Origin of the sequence: Nonomuraea sp. NPDC049655 (assembly GCF_044465465.1) — a bacterium.
Lineage (GTDB): Bacteria > Actinomycetota > Actinomycetes > Streptosporangiales > Streptosporangiaceae > Nonomuraea.
On record NZ_JBITLS010000017.1, the window covers coordinates 110,909 to 133,974 of the forward strand.

Here is a 23,066-nt window from a genome sequence, read left to right on the forward strand (position 1 = left end):
AGGGAATCTTTGCTTCCGGCCGGACGTTGGCCGGATATAGGACGCAGCTGCGGAACGAGGTGCCAGGGGATGGCAAGGCCTACGGGGAGTCGCACGCAGGAGCAGCACGTCGCTGACCGCGACCTGCTGGGGACGTATCTGGCCGAGATCGGCCGGGTCCCGCTGCTCACGGCGGAGGAAGAGGTGGAGCTCGCCAAACGGATCGAGGCGGGCCTGTTCGCCGAGCAGCTTCTTGACAGCGGAGGCTCCGAGCCGCGCATCGGGGACGCGGCGGACGAGGAGCTGGAGCGCCTGGCCGTCTCCGGCCAGCGCGCGAAGGACGAGTTCATCCAGGCCAACCTGCGCCTGGTGGTGGCGGTGGCCCGGAAGTACTCGGGCCGGGGGATGCCGCTCATCGACCTGGTCCAGGAGGGGAACCTGGGCCTGGTTCGAGCGGTCGAGAAGTTCGACTACCGCCGGGGGTACAAGTTCTCCACCTACGCGACCTGGTGGATCAGGCAGTCGGTCGGACGGGCCATCCACGAGCAGGCCCGTCCGGTCCGGCTGCCGACGCACGCCGGCGAGCAGATGACCCGGCTGATGCGGGTGCGCCGCGACATGCTGGCCGAGTTCGACGCCGAGCCGACCGACGGCGACCTCGCCGAGATCCTCGACCTGCCGATCGAGCGGGTGCGCGAGCTGCGCCGCTGGGCGTCCGACCCGGTGTCGTTGCAGCTCGGCGTGGGTGACGAGGACGAGACCGAGCTCGGTGACATGATCGCCGACGAGACGTGGGCCGATCCCGAGCAGCAGGCCATCGACATCCTTGAGCGCGAGCGGCTCGACCAGTGGCTCACCGGCCTGGAGGGCGACACCAGCGAGATGCTGCGCTGGCGCTACGGGCTGCTCGACGGGCGCGAGCACACGCTGACCGAGGTGGGGGAGCGCTACGGCATCGGCCGCGACCGGGCCCGCCGCATCGAGCGCGACGCCCTGGCCCGGCTGCGCCGCATGGCCAACGCCGCCGCCTGACCTTTCTCCGCGTTTCCGGCCCCGCCGCCCGGCCTTCCGGGCGGCGCCGCCGTTTCCGTGGCCGTGCCGCAGCGCCTGAGCGCCTGCTACGGCTTGAGGACGCGGCGCAGGAACTCCTCCACGGCGGCCTCCGCCGTCGCCGTGTCGCCGCCCCTGGCGACCAGCAGGGCGCTCTCGTTGACGGCGGCCAGCAGCATGTGGGCGTGCAGGTCGACGAAGCCGTCGGGGACCGCGCCGGTCGCCTGCAGGGCCGCCTTCAGCATGCCGAAGGAGTACCGCTCCTCCATCGCCCGCCAGCTCTCCCAGCCCAGCACCGCGGGCGCGTCGATGAGCACGATGCGCCGGATCACCGGATCGCCCGCCAGCCTGACCCAGGCCAGCACGCCCGCCAGGAGCGCCGCCGCCGGGTCGGCGATGCCGCGCACCGCCTTGGCGATCTTGACGCCGATGGCCGACTCCGTGGCCTCCAGCACCGCCTCGAACAGCGCGTCCTTGCCCGCGTAGTGGTGGTAGAGGGCCCCGCGGCTCAGCCCCGACTCCTGGAGCACGGCCTCGATCGACGTGTCGTCGTAGCCCCGTTCGGCGAACAGCCGCGTGGCGATGGCCAGGACCTTGTCGCGGGTGGCCGCGCCGCGCTCCGCCTTGAGGTTCATGCCCTCACTCTAGACAAACCGACCAACGGTCGGTAATTTCCTAGACCGACAGTCGGTCTGTAATCGAGAGGGACCCGGCATGGACGGCATCAACTACGTGGACGTGGGCCAGGGCCCGGTGACCCTGTTCGTGCACGGGGTGGGCACCAGCTCGTACCTGTGGCGCAACGTCATCGCCGAGCTGCGCGACGAGCGTCGCTGCGTGGCCCTGGACCTGCCCGCGCACGGCGGCAGCGAGCCGCGCCAAGATCTGTCCATCCCCGCGCTGGCCGAGGCCGTGGAGGAGCTGTGCGCCGGGCTCGGCCTGGACGAGGTGGACCTCGTGGCCAACGACACCGGCGGCGCCGTCGCCCAGGTCTTCGCGGTCCGCCACCCCCGGCGCCTGCGCTCGCTCACCCTCACCAACTGCGACGTGCACACCAACACCCCGCCGGAGGCGTTCAAGGACACCGTGGAGCTGGCCGCGAGGGGCGAGCTGGCCGGGCTGGTGGCCGCCGTGCTGGACCACCCCGAGCTGCTGGCCAAAACAGCCCTGGGCGCCGGCTACGAGCACATCGACGACCCCGCCGCGCTGGTGGACGCCTACCTGCGCCCGATCCTGGCCAGGCCGGACGGCGGCCGCGCCTTCGAACGCCTGCTGGCCTCGATCGACGCCGCGGACATGGTCGCCATCGAGCCGCAGCTCACCGTGCTCACCGTGCCGACGCTGGTCGTGTGGGGCACCGGCGACGTGTTCTTCGACGTGAGCTGGGCCCGCTGGCTGCGCGACACGATCCCCGGCGTGCGGGAGGTCGTGGAGATCGACGGCGGCCGGCTGTTCTTCCCCGACGAGCGCGCCGCCGAGCTGGTCCCCCACCTGCGCCGCTTCTGGGGCCGGGCCTAAGCTCTCGATCATGCATGTCGAGACGTTGCGCCGCTATCCGGTGAAGTCGATGCTGGGCGAGGAGGTCGCCGAGAGCGAGGTGACCGAGCGCGGCCTGGCGGGCGACCGGGCCCGGGCGGTGCTCGACGTCGCCACGGGGAAGATCGCCAGCGCCAAGAACCCGCGGCTCTGGCGCGACCTGCTGACCGTCGAAGGCGCCCGCGCGCCGGGCGACGAGGAGCTGTCGAAGCTGCTCGGCCGCGAGGTGCGGCTGATCGACGTGCCGCCGGAGGGTGCCGAGCTGGAGCGGTCGGTGCCCGAGCGGGTGCTGGCCGAGGGCATCGAGGCGGAGGTGCCGTACACGGCAGGCACGCTCGGCGGGGCCTCGCCGGCGGGCACCTTCTTCGACTTCGCGCCCCTGCACCTGATCTCCACCTCGACGATCGACCGCATCGGCGAGCTCAGCCCGCGCGGGCACGTCGAAGCCCTCCGCTACCGGCCCAACCTGATCATCAGGACGGACGCGGCGGGCTTCGTGGAGAACGACTGGGTGGGGCGCGAGCTGCACGTGGGGGACGAGGTCGTGCTCCAGGTCATCGTGGCCAGCCCGCGCTGCGCGGTGCCGACGCTCGCCCACGGCGCGCTCGGCCGTGACACCGAGGCGCTGCGGGTGCCGGCCCGGCACAACCGGGTCCAGGTGCTGGAGGCCGGGCTCCAGGCGTGCGCGGGCGTCTACGCGCGGGTGCTGCGGCCCGGCCGGATCGTCCGGGGCGACCGGGTCAGGCCAGCGGGCTGAGGTACTTCTCCAGGTCGTCGAGGATCTTGCCGGCGGCGGTGACGCCGATGCCGGTCATCCAGATCTCGTCGTCCACGTCGTGGGCGTGGCCGGCCTTCACCGCGGCCAGGTTCTGCCACAGCGGGCCGCCGGTCACCGTGGCCTGCGACTTGGCGGCGGCCTCGCCGTAGGCGCTGTAGAAGACCACGTCGCCGTCGGCCTTGGCGATGTTCTCCTGGCTCAGCTTGCCGAAGCGCTTGTCGTCCTGGTCGGCCAGGCGCTGGGCCTCGGGCCGCTGGACGCCGGCGTCGCCGACCACGATGCCGCTGAACGACTCGGGGCCGTACATGCGGATCTCGGTGGGCATGAAGCGCACGATGCTCACCGACAGCTTGCCGAACTTCCCGCCCAGCGCCTCGGCCCGCTGCTCGTAGGCCGACAGCAGCCCGGACGCCTGCTCCTTCTTGCCCAGGGCCTCGGCGTCCAGCAGGAAGTTCTCCTTCCAGGTGACGCCCACCTTCTCGGTGAACACCGTCGGCGCGATCTTGCTGAGCTTGTCGTAGAAGGCGGCCTGGCGGAACTTCGAGCCGAGGATGAGGTCCGGCTTGAGGGCCATGATGGCCTCGATGTTGGGCTGCTGGAGCGTGCCGACCGGCTTGGTGGCCGACAGCGCCGAGCCGAGGTACTCCGGCCAGGTCTGGTTCTCGCCCGCCTGGGCCGCGCCGACGGGGGCCATCCCGAGGGAGACCATCGTGTCCAGCTTGTCGGTGTCGAGCACGACGACCCGCTTGGGGGTCATCGGCACCTTGGTCTCGCCCATGGCGTGCTTGACGGTCCGGGTGGGGCCGGCGTCCTCCGTGCCGGTCGAGGTGCCGCAGGCGGCCAGGGCGAGGACGGGGAGCAGGGCCAGAAGCCGGAGACGCATGAGGGATTCCTTGATCTATTAGGTTAGGCAATCCTAAGTATCTCATGACCGGATCGGCGCGTGTGAAGGGGCCGAAACCTACTCGAAACACCGTGCCGGTGAGATTCACCGCCGCGAAACACTGCAGGTCGAGCCACGAAACCCCGGCCGAACACGCTGTGGCAACACGTCACATGTAAGGAGGGTCGCGTCGTGAAGATCGATAGCGGCACCACAGCCTGGATGCTCGCGGCCACCGCGCTGGTGTTGCTGATGACTCCGGGTCTCGCGTTCTTCTACGGGGGCATGACCAGGGCCAAGAGCGTCCTGAACATGATGATGATGTCCTTCGGCGCCATCATCACGGTCACCGTGGCCTGGGTGCTGTTCGGGCACTCGCTCGCCTTCACCGACAACGGCAGCTCGCTGCTGAACAACGTCGTCGGCGGTTTCGACGCCCTGGGCCTGCAGAGCCTGGTGGAGACGGCCACCAAGGACGACGGCACCGGCATGCCGAGCCTGGTCTTCTCGGCCTTCCAGCTGACGTTCGCCATCATCACCGTCGCCCTGATCAGCGGCGCGATCGCGGACCGGGCGAAGTTCGGCGCGTGGATCCTGTTCAGCGTCATCTGGGCCACCGTGGTCTACTTCCCGGTCGCCCACTGGGTGTGGGGCACCGGCTGGCTCAACACCATGGGCATCGAGGACTTCGCCGGCGGAACCGTCGTGCACATCAACGCCGGCGCCGCGGCGCTGGCCCTGGCCCTCGTGATCGGCAAGCGCCAGGGCTGGCGCAAGGAGCCGATGCGGCCGCACAACCTGACGCTGGTCCTGCTCGGCGCGGGCCTGCTGTGGTTCGGCTGGTTCGGCTTCAACGCCGGCTCCGAGCTGGCCGTGGACGGCACCGCCGGGCTGGCGTTCATGAACACCCAGATCGCCACGGCGGTCGCCGCGGGGGCCTGGCTCGTCGTGGAGAAGCTGCGCGACGGCCACGCCACCAGCCTCGGCGTCGCCTCCGGCGCGGTCGCCGGCCTGGTCGCCATCACGCCGGCCTGCGGCTTCGTGGACCCGTGGGCCGCGATGGTCATCGGCCTGGCCGCCGGGGCGGTCTGCGCCTACGCCGTGGGCCTGAAGTACCGGCTGGGCTTCGACGACTCGCTCGACGTGGTCGGCGTGCACCTGGTCGGCGGCGTCATCGGCGCCGTCTCGCTCGGCTTCCTGGCCGCCTATCCCTTCCTCGACCAGCAGAGCAAGGGCCTGTTCTACGGCGGCGGCCTCGGCCAGCTCGGGCTGCAGGTGCTCGGCCCGGTCGCGATCGGCGGCTACTCGTTCGCCGCCACCTGGATCGTCGGCAAGCTCATCGACAGGACGATGGGCTTCCGCATCTCCGCCGAGGACGAGCTCACCGGCATCGACGTCACCACGCACGCCGAGACCGGGTACGACCTCGGCACGGTCTACGCCTCCGGCGTGACCACCCCGAACGGTCCGCTCACCCCGGCACCGGCTCCCAAGAAGGTGGAGGCATGAGGCTCATCACCGCGATCATCAAGCCGTTCAAGCTCGACGACGTCAAGGCGGCGCTGGAGCAGTTCGGCATCAAGGGCATGACGGTCAGCGAGGCCAGCGGCTACGGCCGCCAGCGCGGCCACACCGAGGTCTACCGCGGCGCCGAGTACCAGGTGGACCTGGTGCCGAAGGTGCGCCTGGAGGTGCTGACCGAGGAGGACGACGCCGAGGACGTCATCGACGTCATCGTCAAGGCGGCGCACACCGGCAAGATCGGCGACGGCAAGGTCTGGTCCGTGCCCGTCGACACGGCCGTGCGCGTACGCACCGGAGAGCGAGGGCCGGAGGCCCTGTGAGAGGAGAGGCGCGCTCGTACGCCGCGGCCCGCAAGGAGCGGACCGCGGACACCGACCGCTGGCTCAAGGACCTCTTCAGGACGGCGAGCGACGGCGACCAGGTCTCCCTGGTCGCCGTCGGCAGCCTCGGCCGCGGCGAGCCGGCCCCCGGCAGCGACCTGGACCTGGTCCTGCTGCACGACGGGCGGGCCGACGTGGCGCGGATCGCCGAGCGCATCTGGTACCCGATCTGGGACTCCGGCGTCGGCCTCGACCACTCCGTGCGGACCGTGGCGCAGGCCGTGGCCGTGGCCGGGCAGGACCTCAAGGCCGTGCTCGGCCTCATCCAGGCCAGGCACGTCGCCGGCGACCCCGAGCTGACCAGGAGGGCCAGAGAGGCGGTGCTGGCCGAGTGGCGGGCCGACTCGCGGCGCCGGCTGGGCGAGCTGCGCGCGTCGGCCGACCGGCGGGCCCAGGTCAGCGGCGAGCTGGCCTTCCTGCTCGAACCCGACCTCAAGGACGGCCGCGGCGGGCTGCGCGACGTCCAGGCGATGCAGGCCGTGGCGGCGGCGTGGGTCGCCTCGGCGCCGGGACCGCGGGCGCGCGAGGCCCACGAGTTCATCCTCGACGTGCGGCACGCGCTGCACGTCGTCACCGCGCGCGGCGCCGACCGGCTGGTGCTCCAGGAGCAGGACGCGGTGGCCGGGCTGCTCGGCCTGCTGGACGCCGAGGCCCTCATGCGCCGGCTCGCCGAGGCGGGCCGGACCGTCTCCCACGCCTTCGACGCCACCTGGCGCACGGTTGACAGGCTGCTGTCAGGGCCGGTCCCGCGAGGGCGCCGCCCGCTGGCCGACGGCGTGGTCGAGCACGGCGGCGAGGTGGTGCTCGCCAGGGGCGCCGACCCGCGCAAGGACCCCGTCCTGGTGCTGCGGGCCGCCGCCGCGGCGGCCGGCTCGGGGCTGCCGCTGGCGCCTGCCACGGTGTCCGTCCTGGCTGCTCAGTCGGCTCCGATGCCGGTGCCGTGGCCGGAGGAGGCGCGCGACGCGCTGGTGTCGATCCTCGGCGCCGGACGGGCCGCCGTGCCGGTGTGGGAGGAGCTCGACCAGGCGGGCGTGCTTGTCAAGCTGCTTCCTGACTGGGAGCGCGTACGGCACCGTCCGCAGCGCAACCCCATCCACCGCTTCACCGTCGACCGGCACCTGATCGAGGCCGCCGCGAACGCCGCCGGCCACGCCCGCGAGGTCTCCCGTCCCGACCTGCTGCTGATCGGGGCGCTCCTGCACGACATCGGCAAGGGCTGGCCGGGCGACCATTCGGCGACGGGCGAGGTCGTGGTCCGCGACATCGCCCGTCGCATGGGGCTGCCCGCCCGCGACGTCGAGACGCTGGCCACCGTCGTACGCCACCACCTGCTGCTGCCCGAGACCGCCACCCGCAGAGACCTCGACGACCCGGTCACGATCGAGAAGGTCGCCGCCACGGTCGGCTCCCGCGAGGTGCTCGACCTGCTGGCCGCGCTGGCCGTCGCCGACGGCAACGCGACCGGGCCGGCCGCGTGGAACGCCTGGAAGGCCGGGCTGGTCGCCGACCTCGTGCGCCGCGTCAGGTCCGTGTTGTCGGGCTCGCCGCCGCCCAGGGCGCCCTCGATCCCGCCCGAGCAGGCGGCGCTGGCCCGGCACGGCGGCGGCGCGGTGCGCGTCAACGGCGGGGCGGTCACCGTCGTCGCGCCCGACCGGGCCGGGCTGTTGTGGAGCGCCGCCGGGGTGCTGGCCGCCCACCGGATGGTCGTGCGCTCGGCGTCGGCCGCCTCGGCGGGCGGCACGGCGGTGATCGAGTTCGCCGTCGTGCCCGAGTACGGCTCGCCGCCCGACCCCGCCACCCTGGAGGCCGACCTCCGTCTCGTCCTTGCCGGCCGTCTTGACATCGAGCAGCGGCTGGCCCGCCGGACCAGGTCCGTGCGGCCGCCGCGGGTACCTGTGGCTCCACCTCGGGTGACACTGGTCGACGACGCCTCCGCGACGGCCACCGTGGTGGAAGTCAGGGCCCATGACAGGCCGGGGCTCCTGTGGCGCATCGGACGGGCGTTCGGGGAGTGCGGTCTTGACGTGAGAGCCGCCCGCGTGGAGACTCTCGGCGCGGAGGCGGTGGACGTCTTCTATGTCGTGGACCGCGCCGGTCGCCCCCTCAGCGACAGCGCGCAGCGAGCTCAAGTCCACGATCAGGTGCTGGCCGCACTGCGATAACCAACAGTGAACAACTGTCGGTCACATATGTAACGATTGTGTCCGAAATGCCTGTTAAGTCGGATGCTGCGGATACCTTGTGGACGGCTTGAACACCCGTCGTTTGAACGGGACGATTGAGGGGTAGCGAAAGCAGTGATCACGGGGAACTCCGACAGCGGCCATGCCGCGAGGCGGGACCGCGGGAAGCGGTCGCTGCCTCGCCTCGGCCTGCGGAACTGGCGCGTGAGATGGCGTCTGACGGCGCTCATCCTCGTGCCCACCATCGCCGGCGTCGTGCTCGGGGGAGCACGTGTGGTCGGCTCGGTCCAGAGCATCGGCGACTACGACCGCACGGCCACCGCGGCCGAGCAGTCCGGCCGGATCCGGGACCTGGTGCAGGCACTCGGCCTGGAGCGTGACACGGGGGGCTGGATCGGCGCCTATCCCAAGTTGCGCAAGTCGAAGGCCGGCGAACTCGCCGAGTACAAGGCCGCGGTCGACAAGCTGGTCACCAGCGTCCGCGCGGACCTCGACACCATGGACGAGTCCTACGGCGAACGCGTCGTCAAGGCCGCCGGCCAGGCCAAGTACGACCTCAACCGGCTGAGCAAGATCCGCGCCGAGGGCCAGGCCGACACCATCCGGTACGACTTCCTGACCGACACCCTGCTCAAGCTGCACGACGAGCTCGCGCTGCTGTCGGACGACTCCCAGATCATCGGCCACTTCCGCGCCCTGAGCGCGCTCGCGCAGGCCAAGGAGGAGATGTCCCGCCAGCGCGTGCAGCTGCTGAAGAACTCCTACAACGTCGAGCGCGTCGACGCCAAGGAGGTCGAGCGGTTCATCGCCTCCAACGCCCGCGAGCAGAGCGACATCGCCACCGTGGGCGCCGAGGCCGGCGTCGAGATCGGCCTGCAGCTGTCCAAGCTGCTGACCGGCAAGAACGAGTACGTCAACGTCCAGCTCACCAAGGCCCGCGCGGTCACCCTGGCCAGCGGCCGGGCCCCGGGCGTGCGGATCGCCGACAACCTGATCTCCTCCCGGTCCAACGCCCGCGAGCAGTGGTTCAACGACAACAAGGTCGCGATCGGCGTCCTGCACGAGATCGAGAAGGACCTCGCCGACAAGGTGAACCTGCGCAGCCAGGAGCTGCGCGAGGCCGAGATCCGCAACGCCATCATCGCCGGTGTGCTGATCCTGGCGCTGCTGCTGATCGTGCTGCTGCTGACCGTGGCCATCGCCCGTTCGATGGTCGGCCCGCTGCGCCGGCTGCGCACGGAGGCCCTGGAGATCGCCGGTTTCCGGCTCCCCGACGTGGTCCGCCAGCTGCGCGTCTCGGGCGAGGCCAGCACCGAGGTCCGCCCGATCGAGGTCGAGGGCCAGGACGAGATCGGCGAGGTCGCGCGGGCCTTCGACCAGGTCCACCGCCAGGCCGTGCGCCTGGCCGGTGAGGAGGCCGAGCTCCGCAGCAACATCAGCTCGATGTTCGTCAACCTCTCCCGTCGCACCCAGACGCTGGTCGAGCGGCAGATCTCGCTGATCGACGGCCTGGAGAAGGGCGAGCAGGACGGCGGCCGCCTGGCCGACCTGTTCAAGCTCGACCACCTGGCCACCCGCATGCGCCGCAACTCCGAGAACCTGCTGGTCCTCGCCGGCCACGAGGCCACCCGCCGGCGCAGCCAGCCGGCCAAGCTGGTCGACGTCGTGCGCGCCGCGCTGTCGGAGGTCGAGGGCTACGAGCGGGTCCAGGTCAAGGTCCACCGGGCCACGTCCGTGCAGGGCAGCGCCGCCAACGACCTCGTCCACCTGGTGGCCGAGCTGGTCGAGAACGCGATCCAGTTCTCCCCGAGCAACTCCCAGGTCCTGGTCTCCAGCAGCCTCATCGAGGGCGGCGGCGCGCTGCTGTCGGTGAGCGACTCCGGCATCAGCATGACCGAGGAGGAGCTGGCCGAGGCCAACCGCCGCCTGGCCGAGCCGCCCGTCGTGGACGTGTCGGTCTCCCGCCGCATGGGCCTGTTCGTGGTCGGCCGGCTGGCGCTGCGCCACGGCATCCGGGTGCAGCTGCGCAAGGGCGAGGGCGCCGGGTTGATCGCCATGGTGCTGCTGCCGCCCACGCTGATCGCCGACAACATGCAGCAGCCGCTGCCGCAGCGCCCCGCGTTCGGTGGCGGGACCGTGCCGCCGCCTGCGCCGAACGGCTCGTTCCGGTCGTTCGGCAGCTTCGACTCGGTCGAGGCGAACGGGGCCAGGCCGGCTCCGGGCGACCCGGCCAGGTTCGGCACCGGGCCGTCGGCGTCCCCGGCGGCCCCGGCGCCCTCGGGGACCTTCGACAGCGCTCCCTCCGGGCCGCCGTCCTTCGACAACCCGCCGCCGCCCGCGCCCAGGCACGGGCTCGGGGCGTTCAACTCCGACCCGGGCCGTCCGGTCAACGGCTTCACGGCCGACACCGACGGCGGCTCCTACCGGCGGCAGCCGTCCTCGTTCGACTCCGGGGCCTATCCGTCGTTGTCGTCGGGCACCGGCTCGTTCCCGCCGTACCCGGCGAGCGGCGGGACGTTCCCGACGCCGCCGCCGTACGCGACGAACTACGGGACGAACGACGTACGCCGTCCCGATCCGGCGCCCTCGGTGGACGTCTCGCCGATGGAGCCGGAGCAGGAGGAGTTTCTGCCGATCTTCGCGTCGGTGGAGTCCGCGTGGTTCCGCAGGCCGCCGGGGGAGTCGGCGCCCGAGGCGTCCTCGTCCGGCGAGAACGGCGGTGAGGCGAGGCCCGCGCAAGCCGTACCCTCTGGTGAGGAAGCGTGGCAGACGGCCGCGGACGCCGGTTGGCGTGCGGCGGCCAAAGCCAGCGAGCCCAGCCTCGGCGGCGTGACCGCCGCGGGGCTCCCCAAGCGCACCCCCAAGGCCAATCTGGTCCCCGGCACGGCCAGCCAGCCCGCTCAGCAGCAGGCTCAGCAGTCGCCGCCGCCGGCGCCACCGGTCTCTGCCGACCGGATGCGCAGCCGCATGGCCAGCTACCAGAAGGGTGTGCGACGGGGCCGCCAGGAAGTACGTGGACAGGAGGAACAGAGTGAGTAAGCGTCCCGCTGGGGAGGATGCGTGACAACGCTGAGCCATGAAGCCAACCGCTTCGACTGGCTGATCACCGACTTCGTGCGCAACACTCCGGGGGTCGCGCACGCCGTGGTCGTCTCGGCGGACGGCCTGTGCCTGGCCGCCTCCGAGGGTTTCCCGCCGGACCGGGCCGACCAGCTCGCGGCGGTCTCCGCCGGTCTGCTGAGCCTGACGGTGGGCGCGTCCAGGGTGTTCGAGGGCGGCGCGGTGTCGCAGACCGTCGTCGAGATGCAGCGCGGGCTGCTGCTGGTCATGGCGATCAGCGACGGCTCGGTGCTGACGGTGCTGGCGGGTCCTGATTGTGACATGGGGCTGGTGGCGTACCAGATGACGCTGCTGGTAGACAGAGCGGGACAGGCGCTCACGCCGGCCCTGCGCGCCGAACTCCAGGCCGCCAGGACCCGGTGATGTGATGGAACTGATGGGAGAGGGCCGTGTACGGCAGTGACGGGACCGGGGACGACGAGCCCCTGTTCCGTCCTTACGCGGTGACCGGCGGCCGTTCCGAGCCGCGGTATCACCTCGCGATGGAGACGCTGATCTCGTCGATGTCGATCCCGGACGACGAGATGGCCATGCTCACCCCCGAGCAGGAGGCCATCATGCAGCTCTGCAGGACGTTCCGGTCGGTCGCCGAGATCTCGGCCCTGCTCCGCGTCCCGCTGGGCGTGGCGAGGGTGCTAGTGGCGGACATGTCAGACGAAGGTCTCGTCCGCCTGCACCAGCCACGCCTCAGCCAGGGACAGCCAGACCTCAACATGCTCGAAAGGGTGCTCAGTGGACTTCGCAGGCTCTAGCCCCGGGCTCACTTCGACGAAGATCGTCGTCGCTGGTGGGTTCGGCGTCGGCAAGACGACGTTCGTGGGGGCGGTGTCCGAGATCCTCCCGCTCACCACGGAAGCGGTGATGACCGACGCGTCCGCGGGCATCGACGACCTCGGGTTGACGCCGAACAAGCAGACCACGACCGTCGCCATGGACTTCGGCCGGCTCTCGCTCGACCGCGACCTGATCCTGTACCTGTTCGGCACGCCCGGACAGCACCGGTTCTGGTTCATGTGGGACGACCTGGTACGCGGCGCCATCGGCGCGGTCGTGCTGCTCGACACCCGCCGCCTGGCCGACAGCTTCCCCGCCATCGACTACTTCGAAGAGGCCAAGCTGCCGTTCGTGGTGGGCATCAACGGCTGGGACGGGCAGTTCCCGCACACCGACGACGAGGTGCGCGAGGCACTGGCGCTGGGCTCGCACGTGCCGATCGTGCGCACCGACGCGCGCAACCGCGAGTCGGTCAAGACGACGCTGATCTCGCTGGTCGAGCACGTCGTACGGCTGCGCGCGGCCCCCGTCCGCTAGCCGCCGACCGCCCACGGGACGCTCTCCAGCGAGTTGAGCACGGGCACCAGCTCCCGCTCCTCGTAGTCGAAGTGGCTCTCCAGCTCGGCGGCGACGCGGTCGATCGCCGCCGGGTCGCCCGCCGCGCGCAGCTCCTCGACCAGCGCCGCGATCACCTCGTGCTCGCGGCGCAGCCGGTCGAGCGCCTCCTTCAGCTCCGGACGCGTGCCCTCCAGGTAGGGGAACGCCACCCGGTCCTCGCCGGAGTGGTGGAAGCTCAGCGCGTCGCAGAAGGTCAGGCAGTGTGCCCGCAGGTCGTCGGTGACGGCTCCGCCCGCGCGCAGCTTCGCCAGCTCGCCCCTGAACCAGTCGTGCACCTTGACCAGCTCGTCCCCGAAGGCCCGCACCCGCTCGTCCATGTCACTATCCTTTGCTCAGACGACGACAAATTAGCTTTGTGAACAAAGCTAATTTAGACAGCAAGGTATTGGCTATGTCAACCGACGGCTTGAGCGTGGACGAAGGCATCAGGACGCTGCTGCTCCTGATGCCGCGCATGGTGGGCCGGGCCAAGCGGCTCAAGGTGCCCGAGGCGCTGCGGTCGTTGGCGCTGGCCCCCCGGCACCTGTCGTTGCTGGCCTACCTGCTGTTCGACGGCCCGACCACGGTCAACGAGCTGGCCGGGCGCCTGGAGGTGGCGCCGGCCACCGTGAGCCTGATGGTGGGCGAGCTGAGCAGGAAGGGCGTGCTGGAGCGCCGCGAGGACGACGCAGACCGGCGTCGCACGATCGTCAGCATCGCCCCGGCCCACCAGGAGGCGATCACCGAATGGCTCGGCTACGGCGCCACGGCCTGGCGGGCCGCCCTCGACCCGCTGACGCCGCAGGAGCGGCAGACGTTCGTGCGCACCCTGCTGGCCTACGAGCAGGCGTTGTCAGCCCGCTGACCGGCTGTCGACCAGCACCTCGACGCCGTCGAGCACGCGCTGGAGGCCGAACTCGAAGGCGTGCTCGGGGCTGTAGGCGGCCTGCAGCGCCTCTCCGGCCGCCTGGCCGACGCGCGAGGCCGTGGGGAACATGGCGGGATCGGAGATCCGGCTGAGGAAGGGCGCGTGCGCGGCCCACCACTGCATGTCCGTCATGCCGGTCTGGCTCTCGGCCTGGGCGGCCTCCACCGCACCTCTCGCGGTGCCGTGCACGAAGCCGGTGACCAGCGTGATCACCGAGTCCATCTCCAGGTCGGTCAGGCCGATGCCGTCGACGGCGCGCAGCTCGTAGTCGTACTTGGCGGTGACGTTGGGGCCGAGGACCGGGCGGCTGGCCGCCACCTGGAGCAGCCACGGGTGACGCAGGTAGAGGGCGAAGTTCTCGCGGGCGATCAGCTCCAGGCGGGCCCGCCAGCCGCCCGGCACGTCCTCGGGGCGGGCGGTCTCGCCGTAGACGGTGTCGAGCATGACGTCGAGCAGCTCGGGTTTGCCCGGCACGTACGTGTAGAGCGACATCGTGCCCACGCCCAGCCTCTCGGCCACCCGGCGCATGGACAGCGCCGCCAGCCCCTCGGCGTCGGCGACGTCGATGGCGGCGCGGACGATGCGCTCGACGCTCAGCTCCGGCTTGCCCTTGCGGCTGGCCCGTTCGCTCGTCCGCCACAGCAGCGCGAGGCTGCGGGCCGGGTCGCCTTTGCCCGGGTACTCAACAGTCACCCTCGTACGGTACACCGTACGGTTGCATGCGTCGATCGTATGTTGTACGGTACGCCGTACGATTCGACAGGGAGGTGGCCATGTCCGCAGTGCTCGCCCAGGGCCTGCGCAAGACCTACGGCTCGACGACGGCGCTCGACGGCATCGATCTCGACGTGCCCGCCGGCACCGTCTACGGCCTGCTCGGGCCCAACGGCGCCGGGAAGACCACCGCCGTCCGCATCCTCACCACGCTCCTTCGCCCCTCGGCCGGCCGGGCGGAGGTGGCCGGGTTCGACGTGAGGGCCGAGCCCCGCCGGGTCCGCGCCGCCATCGGCCTGGTCGGCCAGCAGACGGCCGTGGACGAGATCCTGACCGGAAGGCAGAACCTGGAGCTGTTCGGCCGCCTCTACCACCTGAGCGCGCCGGCCGCCCGCGCCCGGGCCGCCGAGCTGCTGGAGCGCTTCGGCCTGACCGGGCACGACGGCCCGGCCAAGGAGCTGTCCGGCGGCCTGCGCAGGCGGCTCGACCTGGCCGCGAGCATGATCCTGGCGCCGCCCGTGCTCTTCCTCGACGAGCCCACCACCGGTCTCGACCCGCGCAGCCGCGCCGGGATCTGGAACGCGGTGCGCGAGCTGGTCGCGGGCGGCACGACCGTGCTGCTGACCACCCAGTACCTGGAGGAGGCCGACCAGCTCGCGGACCGCGTCGCGGTGATCGACTCCGGCCGGCTGGCGGCCGAGGGCACGCCGGAGGAGCTGAAGGCCAAGCTCGGCGGCGACCGGCTCGACGTGGTGATCAACGACCCGGCGCGGCTCGACGAGGCGGCAGCGATCCTCTCGGGGGCGTCCGCGGGCCCCGCCGAGATCGACCGGGACACCCGGCACGTCAGCGCCCCCGTGGCCGACCGCGTGAGCGCGCTCACCCGGGTCCTGCCCGCGCTGGCGGCGGCCGGCATCGAGGCCGCCGACGTCGCGCTGCGCCGGCCGACCCTCGACGAGGTCTTCCTGAACCTGACGACCGCGGGAGGCGATCGATGACCGCACTCAGATGGGCGCTGGCCGACGGCTGGACCGTCGCCCGCCGCGACCTGATCCACTGGGCCAACCAGCCCATGACGGTGGTCTTCGGGGTGCTCTTCCCCGTGGTGATCACCCTGGCCTTCGGCTACCTGTTCGGCGGCGCGGTCGAGGTGCCCGCGGGGGCCGACTACTTCGCCTTCCTCATGCCCGGCATGTACGGCATGACGATGCTCTTCGGCCTGAGCTCCACCATGATCGCCGTGTCCTCCGACGTCTCCAAGGGCGTCACCGACCGGTTCCGGTCGATGCCCATGGCGCCCTCGGCCGTGCTGGTCGGGCGGGCCGTGGCCGACCTGCTCAACTCGGTCCTGATCCTGGGCGGGCTGCTGCTGTGCGGGCTGGCGGTGGGCTGGCGGCCCGCCTCGGCCGGGGGCGCGCTGGGCGCGATCGGCCTGCTGCTGCTCCTGCGCTTCGCCCTGCTGTGGGCGGGCATGTACCTCGGCCTGCTCACCCGCGAGCCGGGCGCGGTGGTCGCGATCCAGACGCTGGAGTTCCCGATCGGCTTCCTGTCCAACGCCTTCGTCGCGCCCGGCACCATGCCCGGCTGGCTGGGGGCGATCTCGGAGTGGAACCCGCTCTCCTCCACGGTCGCCGCCGCCAGGCAGCTGTTCGGCAACCCGGGCTGGGGCGGCGACTCGTGGGTGGCCCAGCACGCCGTGACGATGGCGGTGCTGTGGCCGGTGGCTATCACCGTCGTCTTCTTCGTCCTGTCCGTCCGCCTGTACCAGCGTCTGGACCGTTAGACCGGGTCAGGCGTGGCGGTGGAAGGCCGTGGTGTCGGGGGCGAGGGGGGTGTTGCCGAGGATCAGGTCGGCGGACTTCTCGGCGAGCATCATGACCGGGGCGTAGATGTTGCCGTTGGTGACGTACGGCATGGCGGAGGCGTCCACGACGCGCAGGCCGTCCAGGCCGTGCACGCGCATGGTGGCGGGGTCGACCACGGCCAGGTCGTCCACGCCCATCTTGCAGGTGCACGACGGGTGCAGGGCGGTCTCGCCGTCCTTGGCCACCCAGGCCAGGATCTCCTCGTCGGTCCGGACGGCCGGGCCGGGGGAGATCTCGCCGCCGTCCAGGCCGGCCCAGGCGGGCTGGGACAGGATGGCGCGGGCGTGCCTGATCGCCTCCACCCACTCGCGGCGGTCCTGCTCTGTGGAGAGGTAGTTGAAGCGCAGCGCGGGCTTGGCGCGGGGGTCGGCCGACCGGATCCGCACCGAGCCGCGGGCGTCGGAGTACATCGGGCCGATGTGCACCTGGTAGCCGTGCCCGCCGGCCGGCGCCGAGCCGTCGTAGCGCACGGCGATCGGCAGGAAGTGGAACATCAGGTTCGGGTACGCGACGTCGTCGTTGGAGCGGATGAACCCGCCCGCCTCGAAGTGGTTCGTGGCGCCGGGGCCGCGCCGCAGGAACAGCCAGTCGGCGCCGATGAACGGCCGCCGCCACATCGCCAGCGACGGCTGCTGCGAGACCGGCTGCGTGCAGGCGTGCTGGACGTAGACCTCCAGATGGTCCTGGAGGTTCTCGCCGACGCCCGGCAGGTCGTGCACCACCCGGACGCCCACGGACTCCAGGACCGCCTTCGGCCCGACCCCGGACAGCTGGAGGAGCTGCGGGGTGTTGATCGCGCCGCCGCACAGCACGACCTCGCGCGCCTCGATGCGCTCGCCGCCGCACTGGACGCCCACCGCCCGCGTCCCGTCGAAGAGCACCTTCTCCACGTGGGCCCGCGTCCTGACCGTGAGGTTGGGACGGCGGCGCACCGGATGCAGGTAGGCGCGGGCCGCGCTGAGCCGGCGGCCCCGGTGGACGTTGCGGTCGAAGGCGGCGAAGCCCTCCTGGCGGTAGCCGTTCACGTCGTCGGTGAGCGGATGGCCGGCCTGCTGGACCGCCTCGAAGAACGCCTCGAACAGCGGGCCGCGGGCCGGGCCGCGCTCCAGCTTCAGCGGGCCGTCGTCGCCCCGGAAGGGGGAGCCGGGGTCGGCCAGGCAGTTCTCCATGCGCCTGAAGTAGGGCAGGCAGTGGGCGTAGTCCCAGTTCTCCATGCCGGGATCGGCGGCCCAGCGCTCGTAGTCCAGCGGGTTGCCGCGCTGGAAGATCATCCCGTTGATGCTGCTGGAGCCGCCCAGCACCTTGCCGCGCGCGTGGTAGATGCGCCGGTCGTTCATGTGCGGCTCTGGCTCGGACTCGTACTTCCAGTCGTAGAACCGGCTGCCGATGGGGAACATCAGCGCGGCCGGCATGTGGATGAAGACGTCCCAGAGGTAGTCCGGCCGGCCCGCCTCCAGCACCAGCACGGACACCGACGGATCGGCGCTCAGCCGGTTGGCCAGGGCGCAGCCGGCCGAGCCGCCGCCCACGATGACGAAGTCGAAGCTCAACGCGGGATCCAGTCCTTCCACACGATCTTGTTCTCCTCCACCCACTGCCGGGCGGCCTGCTCGGCGGTCTTCTTGCCGTTGATCATCTCGGCGGCCACGGCGTTCTGGTTGTCGTTGGTCCAGGTGAAGTTGCGCACCAGCTCGTACGCCTTCCCGCCGCGCTCGGCGAACCGCCTGCTGACGATCTTGTCCAGCAGGTACGGCGGGTAGTCGCAGGCGACCCTGGCGGGCACGTCGTCGCAGCCGACCGCGTACGGGGGCAGGTTGACCTTGACCAGTTTGACCTTGGTGAACAGCCATTGCGGTTCGTAGAAATACATGAGCAGGGGCGTGCGGGTGCGCGCCGCCGTCTGCGCGGCCTTGATCAGCGCGTCCTCGCTGCCGGAGTAGACGACCTTGTAATCGAGGCCGAGGTTCTTGATGAGAACCTCGTCGTTGGTGACGAATGTCGGGTCCCCGTCGAGTACCTGACCCAAATTTCCGGTTTTGGCGGTCCGGAATAGGTGTGCGTACTTGTTCAGGTTCCGATAGTCGGTGATGTCGGGATATTTCTTGGTCATCCACTCCGGGACGTACCAACCGATCACGCCTTTGTTGCCGGTGAGCCCGGCCGACAGCGCCACCTTCTTCTGCTCGATGTACTCCTTCTTCAGATCGTTGTGTCCCCAGTTCTCGACGATCACGTCGACCTTGCCGGATTCGAAATCGCGCCAGGAATCGCTCTCGTTGTTCTTGCGCGTGTTGACCTTGTAACCCAGTTCGTGTTCGAGCAGGTAGGCCAGGACGGCGGCCTGGGCCTCGTACCCGACCCAGGCGTGCACGTCGATGTTGACCGTGCCCTTGGCCGCGACCCCGGTCTCGGGGGCGCCGCCGGAGCAGGACGTCAGGAGCAGGGCCGCGAGCAGCGGCCCGGCCAGCTTCTTGGTTCGCATGAGAGGTCTCCGCGACCGCGTCCCCGCCGGCGGGCGGCCGGCGCAGACGCGGTCAAGAGGGGTCACTTGGGGAGCCAGGCCTGCCACTTGGCGGTGTTGGCCTCGACCCACTTCTTGGCGGCCTGCTCGCCGGTCAGGCCGTTGTTGGTCATGTCGTTGGCGACCGCGTTCTGGTCCTCGTTGGTCCAGCTGAAGTTCTTGACCAGCTCGTACGCCTTGCCGCCGGTGTCGGCGAACTTCTTGCTGACGATCTTGTCGAGGTCCAGCTCGGCGTAGTCGCAGGCGACCTTCTTGGCGTCGGCGTCGCAGCCCTCGGTGTACGGGGGCAGGTTCACCCGGGTCAGCTCGACCTTGTCGAACAGCCAGTGGGGCGTCCAGAAGTAGAACAGCAGCGCCTTCTTCTGCGCCTGCGCCTGCTCGGCCGCCTTGAGCAGGGCCGCCTCGCTGCCGCCGGTCACCACCTTGTAGTTCAGCTTGAGGTTCTTGACCAGGGCCTCGTCGTTGGTGACGTAGCTCGGGTCGCCGTCGAGGAGCTGGCCCTTGCCGCCGGACTCCGACGTCTTGAACAGGTCGGCGTACTTGTTCAGGTTCTTGTAGTCGGTGATGTCGGGGTACTTGTCGGCCATCCACTTGGGCACGTACCAGCCGATGACGCCCTTGTTGCCGGTGGAGCCCGCCGAGAGCGCGACCTTCTTCTCGTCGATGAACTTCTTCTTCAGGTCCGGATGGCCCCAGTTCTCGATGATGACGTCCACGTCGCCCGTCTCGAAGCCCTCCCAGGCGACCTGCTCCTTGATCTCGGGCAGCTGCACGTCGTACTTGAGCTCGTTCTTCAGCAGGTAGGCGACGACGTTCGCGCTGGCCTCGTAACCGACCCACGGGTTGATCGCGATCTTGACGGTGCCGGTCGTCGCCGCGCCGGAGGCGGCGGCCGACGGGGCGGCGGAGCTGGGGGAGGTCTCCACCTTGGCGCCACCGCCGCAACCCACGGCGGTGAGGCCGACAACGAGCAGGCCTGCGAGCAGGCGAATCTTCATGTGCGCTTCCTCTTTCGGGGGGAAGGACGCCTGTCGGCGCCCTGCGTGATGCGGTCGAGCATGACTCCGAGCAGGACGGTCGCGATGCCCGCCACGAAGCCCATGCCGAAATCCGTGCGCTGGGAGAAGCCGACGACCACGTCGTAGCCGAGCGCGCCCGCCCCGACCAGGCCGCCGACGACGACCATGGCCAGCGTCATCACGATGCCCTGGTTGGCGGCGAGCAGGATGGCCCGCCGCGCCATCGGCAGCTGCACCTTCCACAGCAGCTGGCCCGGGGTCGAGCCGGCCGACGCGGCCGCCTCGACGACCGTGCCGGGCACCCCTCTGATGCCGTCCTCCACCAGGCGCACCACGGGCGGCACCGCGTAGATCACCGAGGCGAAGATCGCGGTGAACCGGGTCGTCTCGAACAGGGCCAGCGCCGGCAGCAGGTAGACGAACGCGGGCATGGTCTGGGCGGCGTCCAGCAGCGGGCGCTGAACGGCCGACCAGCGCGGCGAGCGGGCCGCGGCCACCCCCAGCAGCAGGCCGACGACGAGGGTGACGAGCACCGCCACCGCGACCGTGGTCATCGTCTGCATGGCGTGCTCCCACACGCCGAGCAGCGCGATCGCCAGCAGGCAGCCGAGCGCGGTCAGCGCCGGGCGTACCCCGCTCACCCGCCAGGCCAGGGCCAGCACCGCGAGGGCGACCAGCCACCACGGGGCGGAGGTGAGCAGGCCCTCCAGCGGGTTGAGCAGGAAGGCCGAGGTCAGGTCCTTGACGAACGTCGTGACCGGGTACCAGGTCGTCTCCGCCCAGCGGACGGCGTCGTTCACCGCGCCGGCGAAGGTGACCGTCAGGCCGTCGGGCCAGCCCGCGGGCAGCGCGAGCCCGGCCGCCACGCCCGCGACCGCCAGCGCCGCCGCGACCGCCAGGTCGGGCCGGCCGAGCGACGCGTGCGCCTCGCGGCGGGCCACCGACATGAGCATGCGGTCGAGCACGACGGCCATGACCACGATGGCCAGGCCCGCCGGGAGCATGATGCCGACCTGGGCCCGCGACAGGCCGCGGATGATGTCGCCGCCCAGGCCGGGGGCCGAGATCAGGTTCGCGATCACGACCATCGACAGCGCCATCATGATGGTCTGGTTCACCGCCAGCGCCATCGTCGGGCGGGCCAGCGGCAGCCGCACCTTGAACAACGTCTGACGGCCGGTCGCGCCGAGCGACGCCGACGCCTCGACCGCCGTGGCGGAGACCCCCTCGACGGCCAGCGCGGTGATCCGGATCGCGGGCGGGATCGAGTAGATCATCGTCGCGATGGCCCCGGCCGGCGCACCGATGTGGAAGAACAGCACGAGCGGCGCCAGGTAGGCGAACGTCGGCATGATCTGCATGACGTCCAGCACCGGCGTCAGCACCTGCCGCACCCGCGCCGACAGCCCGGCCCAGACGCCGAGCGGCACGCCGACCGCCAGCGACAGCAGCACCGAGGCCGCCACCAGCGCCAGCGTGTCCACGCTCGACTGCCACAGGCCGAGCACCCCGAACGCGCCCACGCCCGCCGCCGCGAGCAGCGCGATGCGCCAGCCGCCCGCGAGCCAGGCCAGCGCGGCCAGGACGCCGATGAGACCCGGCCAGTTCAGGGCGGTGAGCACGGTCTGGAAGAAGGTGTAGACGCCGTCGACGAACAGCCGGATGTAGTTGAGGAAGTACAGGAAGAGCGGGCTCTCGTTGCGGTGGTCGTCGATCCATTCGCGCAGCTCGGTGACCGCCAGGAACTGCGGCGCCTCCTTGTCGTGCGGCAGCGTGCCGGTGCCGCGGAAGACCAGGTACGCCACGGCGAACAGGACCGCGACCCCGGCGGGAGCGGCCCATCTGGGGATCTTGAGCCTGGTGGGGGCGCTGACCGCGGTGGTGCTCACGCGCCTGCCCTCACCGCGGCGTCCGCGCCGGCGAGGAAGGACAGCAGGTCCACGCGGTCCACGACGCCGGCCAGCTCGTCGCCGTCCATCACCCGGATCGGGCGGGAGGAGGCCGAGGCCGCGGCGATGGCGTCCTTGACCAGGGTGGTGGCGGGGAGCTGGGGGCCGTCCAGCGGCTCGCCGGGCTCGGGGGCGCGGCAGATCCAGCGCAGCGTCAGCACGTGGCTGCGCGGCACGTCGCGGACGAAGTCGGCCACGTAGTCGTCGGCCGGCGCGCCCACCAGCTCCTCGGCCGTGCCCAGCTGCACGATCGAGCCGGCCCGCATGATGGCGATGCGCTCGCCCAGCTTGAGCGCCTCGGACAGGTCGTGGGTGATGAACACCATCGTCTTGCCGACCTCGCGGTGGAGCCGGATCACCTCGGTCTGCATGTCGCGCCGGATCAGCGGGTCGAGCGCGCTGAACGGCTCGTCGAACAGCATGACCTGGGGATCGACGGCCAGCGCGCGGGCCAGGCCGACGCGTTGCTGCATGCCGCCGGAGAGCTGGTCGGGGTAGGCGCCGGCGTACCCGTCGAGGCCGACGAGGGTGAGGATCTCGGCGGCCCGCGCGTGCCTGGCGGCCCTGGGGGTGCCCTGGATCTCCAGGCCGTAGGCGACGTTGTCGATGACCCTGCGGTGCGGCAGCAGGCCGAAGTGCTGGAAGACCATGCTGACCCGGTGGCGGCGCAGCTCGCGCAGCCGGGCGGGGGAGGCGCGGCCGACGTCCTCGCCGCCGATGCTGATGCGGCCGGCGGTGGGCTCGACGAGCCTGGTCAGGCAGCGTACGAGGGTGGACTTGCCGCTGCCCGACAGGCCCATGACGACGAAGACCTCGCCGGGGCGCACCTCGAAGCTCACGTCGCGGACGGCGGCGGTGCAACCGGTCTTCTCTCGCAGAGCGGCGGGGTCGAGGTGTCTGTCCTCGCTGTCCAGCACCTTTTGCGCCCTGGATCCGAAGATCTTCCAAAGCCCTTCGACGCTGATGGCCGCGCTGTCGGGAGAATCCCGCACCCTCGCCTCCTCGATTGCCGAGGGCTCAACATATGCGGTGAATAACGCAAATCTCAACGCTGTGACCTGTGAGAGACCTGGCTGCTCCTCCCGTGTTATGCGCTTGGAACGCACTAAACGCCCATAGATGGACATATGAATGTATAGGGGGCTATTTCTGGTTGGACGGACGGCGAGATGGGGCTCCAGCTTTCGTCCCACTGGACACAGAAGTTGAATTTCGCACCGATATGTGCGGGTGGCCACCTCCGCTTAGGATGTGTTCCAATTACCC

The 23,066-nt window shown here is 71.0% G+C and carries 22 protein-coding genes; 13 read left to right on the forward strand and 9 right to left on the reverse strand.

Translation table 11 applies throughout. The features are described 5' to 3' along the window. Positions 1–69 precede the first annotated feature (69 nt). Positions 70–1,011: a sigma-70 family RNA polymerase sigma factor gene (locus tag ACIBQ6_RS42900; protein ID WP_358283634.1), complete on the forward strand. Its 942-nt coding sequence runs from the start codon at positions 70–72 to the stop codon at positions 1,009–1,011. A gap of 86 nt (positions 1,012–1,097) precedes the next feature. Here ACIBQ6_RS42900 and ACIBQ6_RS42905 read toward each other — a convergent pair whose 3' ends face one another. Then, on the reverse strand, positions 1,098–1,664 hold the full coding sequence (locus ACIBQ6_RS42905; RefSeq protein ID WP_397218659.1) for a TetR/AcrR family transcriptional regulator: 567 nt from the start codon (positions 1,662–1,664) through the stop codon (positions 1,098–1,100). A 79-nt stretch (positions 1,665–1,743) separates the two neighbouring features. Between ACIBQ6_RS42905 and ACIBQ6_RS42910 the strand changes: the two genes are divergently transcribed. Together ACIBQ6_RS42910 and ACIBQ6_RS42915 are read left to right on the forward strand one after the other, a co-directional pair. Then, positions 1,744–2,547, forward strand: coding sequence for an alpha/beta fold hydrolase (locus ACIBQ6_RS42910; protein WP_397218660.1), 804 nt, complete (start codon positions 1,744–1,746; stop codon positions 2,545–2,547). 10 nt (positions 2,548–2,557) lie between these two features. Then, positions 2,558–3,322, forward strand: a complete 765-nt coding sequence (locus tag ACIBQ6_RS42915) for an MOSC domain-containing protein (protein WP_397218661.1) — start codon at positions 2,558–2,560, stop codon at positions 3,320–3,322. Here the strand turns inward: ACIBQ6_RS42915 and ACIBQ6_RS42920 are convergent. Next, entirely contained in the window at positions 3,306–4,226 is a 921-nt protein-coding gene (locus ACIBQ6_RS42920) for an ABC transporter substrate-binding protein (RefSeq protein WP_397218662.1), read from the reverse strand. The two genes, ACIBQ6_RS42915 and ACIBQ6_RS42920, sit on opposite strands and share 17 nt — an antisense overlap. Positions 4,227–4,418: 192 nt before the next feature. On the opposite strand from ACIBQ6_RS42920, the gene ACIBQ6_RS42925 reads away from it, so the two are divergent. The 7 genes from ACIBQ6_RS42925 (at position 4,419) to ACIBQ6_RS42955 (ending at position 12,744) form a co-directional block, all read left to right on the forward strand. Beyond that, entirely contained in the window at positions 4,419–5,735 is a 1,317-nt protein-coding gene (locus tag ACIBQ6_RS42925; RefSeq protein WP_358283648.1) for an ammonium transporter, read from the forward strand. Next, positions 5,732–6,070, forward strand: coding sequence for a P-II family nitrogen regulator (locus ACIBQ6_RS42930; protein WP_352321406.1), 339 nt, complete (start codon positions 5,732–5,734; stop codon positions 6,068–6,070). The genes ACIBQ6_RS42925 and ACIBQ6_RS42930 overlap by 4 nt, the downstream gene beginning before the upstream one ends. Further along, a complete protein-coding gene (locus ACIBQ6_RS42935) occupies positions 6,067–8,292 on the forward strand; it encodes a [protein-PII] uridylyltransferase (RefSeq protein WP_397218663.1) in 2,226 nt (741 codons plus the stop codon). The genes ACIBQ6_RS42930 and ACIBQ6_RS42935 overlap by 4 nt, the downstream gene beginning before the upstream one ends. A 225-nt stretch (positions 8,293–8,517) precedes the next feature. Continuing rightward, on the forward strand, positions 8,518–11,352 hold the full coding sequence (locus ACIBQ6_RS42940) for a nitrate- and nitrite sensing domain-containing protein (protein WP_397218664.1): 2,835 nt from the start codon (positions 8,518–8,520) through the stop codon (positions 11,350–11,352). Positions 11,353–11,373: 21 nt separating this feature from the next. After that, on the forward strand, positions 11,374–11,796 hold the full coding sequence (locus ACIBQ6_RS42945; protein ID WP_357971168.1) for a roadblock/LC7 domain-containing protein: 423 nt from the start codon (positions 11,374–11,376) through the stop codon (positions 11,794–11,796). Between the two features lie 26 nt (positions 11,797–11,822). Then, entirely contained in the window at positions 11,823–12,185 is a 363-nt protein-coding gene (locus ACIBQ6_RS42950) for a DUF742 domain-containing protein (protein ID WP_125631446.1), read from the forward strand. Then, entirely contained in the window at positions 12,166–12,744 is a 579-nt protein-coding gene (locus ACIBQ6_RS42955; RefSeq protein WP_352321413.1) for an ATP/GTP-binding protein, read from the forward strand. Before ACIBQ6_RS42950 ends, ACIBQ6_RS42955 begins: the two co-directional genes overlap by 20 nt. Here ACIBQ6_RS42955 and ACIBQ6_RS42960 read toward each other — a convergent pair. After that, complete coding sequence (locus ACIBQ6_RS42960) at positions 12,741–13,142, reverse strand: hemerythrin domain-containing protein (protein ID WP_397218665.1); 402 nt, start codon at positions 13,140–13,142, stop codon at positions 12,741–12,743. The genes ACIBQ6_RS42955 and ACIBQ6_RS42960 overlap by 4 nt on opposite strands. A gap of 74 nt (positions 13,143–13,216) precedes the next feature. Between ACIBQ6_RS42960 and ACIBQ6_RS42965 the strand changes: the two genes are divergently transcribed. Then, positions 13,217–13,669, forward strand: a complete 453-nt coding sequence (locus ACIBQ6_RS42965; RefSeq protein WP_387667803.1) for a MarR family winged helix-turn-helix transcriptional regulator — start codon at positions 13,217–13,219, stop codon at positions 13,667–13,669. On the opposite strand, the gene ACIBQ6_RS42970 is transcribed toward ACIBQ6_RS42965, so the two are convergent. Further along, positions 13,658–14,425, reverse strand: coding sequence for a TetR/AcrR family transcriptional regulator (locus ACIBQ6_RS42970; RefSeq protein ID WP_397218666.1), 768 nt, complete (start codon positions 14,423–14,425; stop codon positions 13,658–13,660). The genes ACIBQ6_RS42965 and ACIBQ6_RS42970 overlap by 12 nt on opposite strands. Positions 14,426–14,505: 80 nt before the next feature. On the opposite strand from ACIBQ6_RS42970, the gene ACIBQ6_RS42975 reads away from it, so the two are divergent. Next, positions 14,506–15,444 (forward strand): ATP-binding cassette domain-containing protein, encoded by a 939-nt coding sequence (locus ACIBQ6_RS42975; RefSeq protein WP_397218667.1) that lies wholly within the window; start codon positions 14,506–14,508, stop codon positions 15,442–15,444. Then, positions 15,441–16,229 carry an ABC transporter permease gene (locus ACIBQ6_RS42980; protein WP_397218668.1) on the forward strand — a complete coding sequence of 263 codons (789 nt, stop codon included), beginning with the start codon at positions 15,441–15,443 and terminating at the stop codon, positions 16,227–16,229. The genes ACIBQ6_RS42975 and ACIBQ6_RS42980 overlap by 4 nt, the downstream gene beginning before the upstream one ends. Positions 16,230–16,235: 6 nt before the next feature. Here ACIBQ6_RS42980 and betA read toward each other — a convergent pair whose 3' ends face one another. The 5 genes from betA to ACIBQ6_RS43005 form a co-directional block, all read right to left on the reverse strand. Further along, a complete protein-coding gene (betA, locus tag ACIBQ6_RS42985) occupies positions 16,236–17,882 on the reverse strand; it encodes a choline dehydrogenase (protein WP_397218669.1) in 1,647 nt (548 codons plus the stop codon). Next, positions 17,858–18,793, reverse strand: coding sequence for an ABC transporter substrate-binding protein (locus ACIBQ6_RS42990; RefSeq protein WP_358283672.1), 936 nt, complete (start codon positions 18,791–18,793; stop codon positions 17,858–17,860). Before ACIBQ6_RS42990 ends, betA begins: the two co-directional genes overlap by 25 nt. Before the next feature lie 62 nt (positions 18,794–18,855). Then, positions 18,856–19,830: an ABC transporter substrate-binding protein gene (locus ACIBQ6_RS42995; RefSeq protein WP_397218670.1), complete on the reverse strand. Its 975-nt coding sequence runs from the start codon at positions 19,828–19,830 to the stop codon at positions 18,856–18,858. Beyond that, positions 19,827–21,740 (reverse strand): ABC transporter permease, encoded by a 1,914-nt coding sequence (locus ACIBQ6_RS43000; protein WP_397218671.1) that lies wholly within the window; start codon positions 21,738–21,740, stop codon positions 19,827–19,829. Before ACIBQ6_RS43000 ends, ACIBQ6_RS42995 begins: the two co-directional genes overlap by 4 nt. Then, positions 21,737–22,792 (reverse strand): glycine betaine/L-proline ABC transporter ATP-binding protein, encoded by a 1,056-nt coding sequence (locus ACIBQ6_RS43005; RefSeq protein WP_397218673.1) that lies wholly within the window; start codon positions 22,790–22,792, stop codon positions 21,737–21,739. The genes ACIBQ6_RS43000 and ACIBQ6_RS43005 overlap by 4 nt, the downstream gene beginning before the upstream one ends. Positions 22,793–23,066 lie beyond the last annotated feature (274 nt).